This window comes from Rhodococcus sp. AB351, from assembly GCF_049538275.1.
In the GTDB taxonomy this organism is placed as follows: domain Bacteria; phylum Actinomycetota; class Actinomycetes; order Mycobacteriales; family Mycobacteriaceae; genus Rhodococcus.
This window is the reverse complement of sequence record NZ_JBMVFW010000016.1, coordinates 72,512-79,916: the sequence shown is the minus strand read 5'-3', so window position 1 is coordinate 79,916 and position 7,405 is coordinate 72,512. Positions and strand designations below refer to the sequence as shown.

Here is a 7,405-nt window from a genome sequence, read left to right as displayed (position 1 = left end):
CGCGATCTCCCGCAACGCGTCCTTCTCCAACTCGGCATCTGCGAGCAATCGCTTGAGCCGGCTGTTCTGCTCCCGCAGTTCCTTGAGCTCCTTCGCCGCATCGGCATCCATGCCGCCGTATTGACGACGCCAGTTGTACAGCGTCGCCGCCGACACCTCGAGCGCGGCGGCGATCTCCTCGCCGTTCTTGCCTTCCGCGGCCAACTCGTCGGCCCGGCGTAGCTTGCGCACGATGTCCTCGGCCGAGTGACGTTTGCGTCCCGCCATGATTCCTATCGTCCCTTCTTCGCCCTTACCAGGGCAATCAGGACTCTAGAACAACCCGGATCTACTCACAGGGGACACGCCAGGTGCGCAGAACGAACATGATGCCGGCCAGGGCGACCCGGTCGTCGACCGGCTTGCGCCCCGGAAACCGGAACCGGCGGGCAGATCTGGGCGGAAGCAGCGGAGCTACACGCTCCCACAGATCGTCAGGAACAAGATCAACAGACACTCTCGACACGGTGCCCGAAACCGTCCCGGAACGCCATCTACCACGCCGAACTCATTCTGAAACGGTCAGTCAGTACGCGCGGACGTCGAACGCGCCGAAAGCCCCTGCCCGTTGGCCACGAGTGCTCCCGAACCGATGAGGTTTTCGATGTCACCGTTCAGCAACCCCTTGATATCCGAACCTAGCCGAGCCCAACCGAAAAACCTCGCAGTCTCGCGAAGCAATTCCGCTCGCGACAATCCTGGGCAATCCTGAGCCAGTTTCTGCAGTACAAGCTGCCTTTCGATTGCCGGAACATGCCCCGCCTTTCGAGCACACTGCGCCGTCGGTGTCCGCGCGACGCGCGATTCACGTCCCGCTAGATCGTACGCCGTTCCATAAGACACGATCTTCTTCTTCTTCACGAGGTCCTTCAGTACCGCTCGGATCGTCTTCTGGACGACCTGTCCTGATCTCGCCAGCATCCACGCCGATCGAACCCGCGAAAAAATCAGTTCTTCCTCGATCGGCCCTTCTCGATCGACTACCGCAAGGACGACTTGGGAGACTGCGCGGGTGGAGCGCTCATCTTGCAGGTCGATCCAGTGGTAGCCGAGATCGTCAACCGCTTTCTGCCGGATCACTTGCAACTCTGCGTCGCTGAGAAACCTGTACTCCTCAGCCCATTCAGGAGTGCCTTCTTCGACCGACACGAACTCCACCGCGCGCGGCGCCGGTGTAGTTTCGTGCGCTCTATCCGGGGTGTCGGACACCGTCGGCGATACCTCCACCACATTCCTGTGACGCTCTACCTGCACTAGGTGTGGGTTCACCGCACAGGCATCTTCCACCGCCGCTTTCAGACGCGCGATAGCCTCACCACGACTGCGGTACCAGTCGGTTCCCCAAATTCTGTGAAGTTTCCATCCCAGGTCACGAAGAACCGATTCGCGCAGACGGTCCCGGTCGCGCGCGGCTCTAGAGGAGTGATACATCACGCCATCACATTCGATACCCAGCGCGTACGTCCCGGGTGCGTCGGGATGACGAACAGCCATGTCGATTCGATATCCAGCAACGCCGACCTGAGGTTGGACCGAATACCCCATCTCCCTCAGGACGGTGATCACAGACTCTTCGAAGGGGCTCTCCGGCACCGCCTCAGGATCAGCAACCTGTGTGGCGAGAACGTTCGGACCGTGCTCCGCGTACTCCAGGTAACGCTTCAAATGCTGCACACTCTTGTTCGCGCTGTCCGGCAGCTGGCTTCCGTGGAACGAAGCGACGACTTCCATGCGGCGCCGGGCACGGGTGACTGCGACGTTCAAGCGTCTCCATCCCCCGTCCCTATTGATCGGACCGAACTCGGATCGAAGGCGTCCCTGAGCGTCCGGCCCATATCCGATCGAGAGGATGATGACATCACGTTCATCGCCCTGAACGGTTTCCAGGTTCTTGATGAAGAAGCCATCCAAACGGTTGTCCGTGAAGTACCGCGATAGCCCCGGACGAGTCTTCAATGCTTTGTCGACCGCTTCCTCGATGGCCTCGGCCTGAACCTTCGACAGTGCAACGACACCGAGTGTCAGATGCGGTCGAGTTTCGAAGTGATGGATGACTCTCTGTGCGACATACGCAGCTTCAACCTGATTATCTCGCCGGCCGCCACGGTCGTAGATGCCGTCGACCTTGAAGAACTCGACACCGATGTCGTGTCCGTCCTCCCGAGATCCTGGGAAGGTCACCATCGAGTTTTCGTAGAACTCGTGATTGCTAAAAGCGATGAGATGCTCGTGCCGGCTTCGATAATGCCAACGGAGCGGCAGAGAACGCAGGATGCCGCTTGCTTTGGAGGTATCAAGGATGGACTCGAACCCTAGATCGTCGTCTTCCATCTCGTCTTCATCATCACTGTCACTTGCCGCGTTGAAGAAGGACGTAGGGGGAAGCTGCCGTGGGTCGCCCGCAACCACGAGCGCGTCCCCGCGATAGATCGAGTTCACTGCATCTTGAGGGAGCACCTGCGATGCCTCGTCGAAAATGACCACATCGAACCTGAAGTCACTTGACAGGAATTGACTCACGGTAAGGGGGCTCATCATGAAACAAGGCTTGATGAGTTGCACTACATCTCGCGTTTCGTCGAGCAGCCGACGAACCGGCATGTGCCGGCGCTGCTTCATTGATTCGCGTCGCAACACGGAAGCTTGGCCGATTGTGGTCTTCCGTGGGCGTCTCGCATTGCATGCAGCGATCACCTCTCCATGTGCCGCCTCGACAAGCTCGCGGTCCAATTCCTGGAACCGAGCAACCAGTTCGTCTCTATCCGCGCCTCGATGAGGCTTCAGACGACTGTCGGACGAAAAATGGTGCTCTACCCACGAGACCAACACCGCGCGTTCTACAGCCGCGGGAAATTCCTCTCCTGAGACACCTCGCTGTGCGAGTTGATACGGAAGGTCTCGAAGCCGGTACATGTCCAGCACATTGAGAGCTTGGGTACATGTGACCCAGGTTTCCGGCCCGTAGGGATCACTGGCCAGTCGATCGAGCACATCGGTCGCAGCTGCTAGAGACTCCACGATCTCGCTCTTGATCTCGTTGCGTCGTTTGGGTTTGAAACACTCGAGAAACTGATTTTTCTGGCGCTTCCAATCCTCCAGATACCGAGGCAACAAGTCGTCCTGCTCGATGGTGAGCAACATTTTCGCCGTAGGGATTTGCAGTGGCTTCGAAACACCCTCGTTGACCGCACGGCGCACTGCATGGGCCCATGCCATTGCATCCCGGATTTCAGCGGGAGCCGTACCGAATGCGTTGTACAGACCGCCCAGCAGTTCGCGATGCGCACGTTCATTGTCCGAGAATTCTTGCTCGAGACGCCGAGCCGCTGCGGCATTCGATACCGCAGCACGTGCTGACTCTACGTTGAGCCGCCGGTCGTCGACCACGCGCGATACGGTGCTGACGAGATCCAGCGCTTGGGTCAACGGGTCCAGATGCGCGTGCATCCAACTCGCAGCACTGCTGGCAGTGACTTCGAACAGGGCCGGTCCCGACGGCCCCACGACTGCTTGTCGAACGTCGCCTTCCCAATTCGCGACCATCTTGCGCGCGTCTTCGACCCGCTCCAGCCAGCCCTCGGGAACAGAACGTCCATCAGCAAGCGCCCATGCCATCTTGCTCCGGCGACCGAGGTCGTCGAGAACATCGGATGCGTAATGCGCGACGGACTCGGCAGCTCCCAGAGCAATGGACAAGGGTTCTACGTCCGGGTTGCCGTCCTGGGCGTAGCGACCGAGGAGTTCGATCTGAGCGGAGGTGAGATGCCCTACCTCGTCATTCGTCAGGTCCTCGATCGCGTCACGCAACAGCCGACTCGCGGAGCGGGAGTCACTGGCGACCGCATCTACTACAACCTCGAATGCTGTATCCAATCCGGTGTAGAGCATTCCCAGAAGTTTCCGGTCCTCGCTCTCCGTGCTCAGAAACGTCGCGAGTTCATCCTGCGCGTGGTGCGCAGACATCACAGCAGCCCGAGCACTGCCCAGCGTGTGTTCGCTGCCGTCCCCCCGGAAGCGACCGACGATTCGCAATACTTCGTCCATGAAGTCGCACGCCAACGCGAGCGGCTCGAGGTGAGCCTGGACCCAGTAGGTAGTGCGCCCCAGTGACAGGTGAGCCAAGGATGGTGCAATCTCGGACAATTCCCGAATTTCGAGAACGTGCGTCCACGCCTGGAGGTGTTTGTCGAGACGCCGGCTCGTACTGACAAGGGCGGAGTCCAATGCATCGCCGTCTCCCAGTCGCTCACCCAGGATATTCCGCGTCCTCGGATTCACAAGTAGGTTCGGCACGAGCTCGTGGATCGTCTCTGCATGAGTAAGAGCTGCCCGAAGCTGCTCAGTCCTGATTTCGAGAGCGTCAGCGTCCACGAAACGTCCGAGGAGGTTCTTGTAGGACGTGCACATGCGAGAAAGTTCGCGATGTGCCGCTTGCCATTCCTGCGCCAGGTGCAAGGCATCGTAGAGGTCAGCCTTCCAGCTACCGTTCACCGTATGCCCAGCTATGGCCTTCCGATCCGAACGCACCTGCCGCGAGAACAGCGCCCCGAATCCACGAGGACCCTCCGTCAGTCGTGTGATGGCGTCAGAAAGATCGGGCACTTCTACGACCGATGGAAGAAAGAAGCGACCCGCTTCCTCCTTGACAGCTTGTAGGTGATCCACTGCTGATTCGATCCGCCCCACGGCTTCGTGGACCTGCACGAGCACATCGGGATCGAACCACTCCTTGAGGGCCCTGTCTCGACCATCACTCCGGTGGACAAGTTCGATCAGTGTCCGCACATCTTCTATATTTTCGGGTTCGTTGCAACCGAGATTGTGAGCAAGCGACGTCGCGAGTTCATCGGCGTTCGCCAACCCCTCAACCGATTCGTCGAACACTTCCCTGATCCGACGAAGTTGTCTGCTGTTCCACCGTTCGAGATCCATTCCTGAGGGATCCAGGCTTGTGAGTGCAAGCTCGCCGCTCGACCGGCCGGCTACGAGCGAACGATCAAGCTGCTGCCATCTGCGTCCTGCTTCCGCCGAGGCCGACTCGATCGCTTGCTGCGTATTGTCCCGTCTGGTAAAGAAGCTCGTCAGTTTCTCGCCCGTCAAAGCAGTCGCAATTTTCCGCGCCCTCAGCACGCCCTCTGGTACGAACCACCCCTCCAGCGGACGGTGATCGACTAGAGAAAGCTCGGCGATCTTGCACACGATCTCTGCCTCGTGCCCGTCACGGGGAGGGAACATGCCCAAGTCGTCTGCTAGCGCCGAAATATGCAGGTGGGTCCGTTCCAGAGATTCGGATAGACGCCGGAACTCGATGAGAGTGTTACGCAGGCTGTTCTCGTCGAGCGTGGCAAGGACGAGCCCCGTCGGCGTCAGTTCTCCAAGTGCACGCTCGGAGTTGCCCGCCTCCGACTCGAGTCGAAGGGGAAGCTCCCTCCAACGCTCACCGCCGGTCGAGTGAGCACCGGAGACGGCTTCGTGAACCGTTCCCAGCTCTTCCAGGAATCGGTCCACCACTTCCTCGACGTCGTCGACGAAATCCAGCGTGGTGAGCCACCACTGCGGAATGTCGAGACGCGACTTCACGAGTCGTAGCAACTGCAGGAACCGCTCGACATCATGCTCGTTCGCGAGAGATAGTGTGCTCTCGGATATCTCGCGGTAGCGCTCAACCGCCGCAGTCAACACATGAAGTGCTGCCTGCGCCTGTTCGAGCGACGGCCGGATGTTCGTTGCCTCCGGACGGAGTTTCCGCCATGGGAACTGAGGATCAGCGACCGCTACCCAACCGCGAGCAACGGTCTCGGCCGCGTCAACGATCTTGGCCAAGTCACGACCGGTTAGCGCCTGCGAATTGAAACGACCCCCTTCCTCGGGTGAATCAACGTACGCAACAGGGGCATCGGCGAGATTTGCGATTCGGCCTATCGCATCATGCAGCGTACGCTGGAGCGGCCGACGCACCTCGTTCATAGCATCCGCGTACCCCGTAAGCAGTTCGCGTGCTCGCTCGATCTCTTCTTTCGTTCCATGTTCCAGTCGCGGAGCGCGCGGTTCCTCCTCCAATGCACGACCCAATTCCTTGGCAACGGCGGCGCGACTCGTGGATTTGCTGTGCAACGCAAGTACGTACGAATCCAGGCCGACCGAGTGAAGGCGATCGAGCACGACATCGAGCGCGGCCGCCTTCTCGCTGACAAAGAGCACACTTCGCCCTGCATGGATCAGCGCAGCGATCATGTTGGTGATGGTTTGGCTCTTGCCTGTCCCCGGTGGCCCATCCATGACGAATGAGTGCCCGGCGACCGCGGCAGCTACCGCTTGTCGCTGAGATGCGTCCGCATCCAGGACGAGCGGGCTGTCTTCCGGCGGAGAAAGCTCATCAATTCGGTCGAGTTCGATTTCCTCGAAATCGAAGCGGTCGGGTGCCAGGTTGGCACTGGGCCCGAGTGCCACCGCCTGAATCAGGTCACTGCGGACCACTTCAGCTTCGTTGTCCAAGAGATCCTGATACATGGATTCCTTGTGCGAAGCGAAGAGTCCCAGCACGACTCGATCGGATACCGTCCACCCGCTCTTGCCGTCCACACAGGCTTCGACCGCCGTCAAGACAGCATCGATATCAGTAGGATCCAGTTCCGCAACAGGAGACCAGTCGATGTAGAACTGCTCCAGTTTGACCGGAAGTGCAGGATTGAGTTTCGGCTCCTCGTCTTCGTTCAACACAAGGCGGGTTCGCCCAGTCGATGTACGTTCGAGAAGGACCGGTACCAAGATCAGTGGGGCGTCACTCCCGGTTTCTGCTCCGTCCTCTCGCCAGTTGAGCATTCCGAAGCCCAATTGCAGGGTCCAAATGCCGTAATCATTGAAGACCTGGGTCGATCGTCGACGAAGATTCTGAAGCGCCCGGTCGAGAGTGGGGGCGGTGGTCTTCTGCGTGACGATGCCTTCACCCTCGTGCTCGGCAACCGCCCGGAGACGGGCGCCTGCTTGAGGCTCCTCCTCCGGGAGTGGGGCAAAATCCCAACCGCGTTCGAGGCCGAGGAACAGCTCGTCGAGCGAAGGTTGCTTGATCTCCAGAGTCGCGGCTTGTGTATGACGAAAGTTCAGTAGTCGATTTCGGCCACTCAGATCTACCAACGACGTACGCCACCGACCGATAATGCTCTTCAACCGTTCGAGGTCGTTTTCATTGCCGAAGCTCGTCGGAGTCGTCACGCTGATCCTTGCTATCGATATCGTCGGGCTGGCTGCCTGCGAACGGGAGCCAGGGGGTCCTACACGCCCGGTACTACTGATGAGTTCGTCTGTTCTGCTCTACACGCTCGCACTCGTGTGCCCCGAACACGCACCGCCACATCAACCTCCCCGC

At 59.6% G+C, this 7,405-nt stretch carries 2 protein-coding genes and 1 pseudogene; all 3 read right to left on the bottom strand.

What is annotated here, in order from left to right:
• On the bottom strand, nucleotides 1-267 hold a 267-nt coding region (locus ACPCXD_RS20780; protein ID WP_423661085.1), incomplete at its 3' end, for a transposase.
• 82 nt (nucleotides 268-349) lie between these two features.
• Nucleotides 350-496 (bottom strand): annotated as a pseudogene (locus ACPCXD_RS20775) (transposase); the annotation flags it as partial.
• Between the two features lie 65 nt (nucleotides 497-561).
• Nucleotides 562-7,251 carry a DUF3320 domain-containing protein gene (locus ACPCXD_RS20770; protein ID WP_423661084.1) on the bottom strand — a complete coding sequence of 2,230 codons (6,690 nt, stop codon included), beginning with the start codon at nucleotides 7,249-7,251 and terminating at the stop codon, nucleotides 562-564.
• Nucleotides 7,252-7,405: the final 154 nt, after the last annotated feature.